Here is a 623-nt window from a genome sequence, read left to right on the forward strand (position 1 = left end):
CCGCCGGCTATGCCCTATGGGTGTTGCGCCTCGGCCTCTACCTGGTCGGCGAGCCGCTGCATCCCCAGTTCGCTGTGTTCCTCGCGGAGGCCATGCAGGGCGTCTCGGCGCTCATGCTGCTGTGCGGCACCCTGTCCTTCCTGGGTCATAGCACCCCGCGGCTGCTTCTCACGCAGGTGGTGGTCGCGGTTTTCCTGTGGTCCGGATTCAGTACCTTCATCGTCGACGACTTCCTGCTGCGCGCGGTCCCGCTCTATGCGGTGTCCGGCGGCGCCTTGATCGCGGCCGGCGTCTGCATGCTGCGCGCCCGGCCCGAAGCTGCAGTCGCCGCCGGCCGCTTTGTCGGACTCATTCTGATCCTCTGGGGACTGCACAAGATCGAGTATCCCTGGCTGCGCCCGGTCGAGTGGTTTGCCCCCGTCGGCTTCCTGATCTCGCAGTTCCTCGCCATGGCGGCGGCGGTCGGTTTGCTGCTGACGATCGCCGGCCGGCTGCATAGCCGCGCGGCGGTGCTTGAGCGCCAGCACGAGCAAAGCCGCGAGCACCTGCAGACCCTCAACCAGTTGCTGGAGATCTCGCTCGGCAGCAAGCCGCTTGAAAAGCAGCTCGAGGACGCCCTCGAC

At 67.1% G+C, this 623-nt stretch carries 1 protein-coding gene; it reads left to right on the forward strand.

Features of this window, described 5'->3' with window-relative positions:
• A partial coding sequence (locus ACKGJN_RS16465; protein WP_409540656.1) for a hypothetical protein occupies positions 1–623 on the forward strand: 623 nt, incomplete at both ends.

It is taken from the genome of Gillisia xinjiangensis, from assembly GCF_046298265.1.
GTDB classification, from domain to species: Bacteria; Bacteroidota; Bacteroidia; order Flavobacteriales; family Flavobacteriaceae; genus Gillisia; species Gillisia xinjiangensis.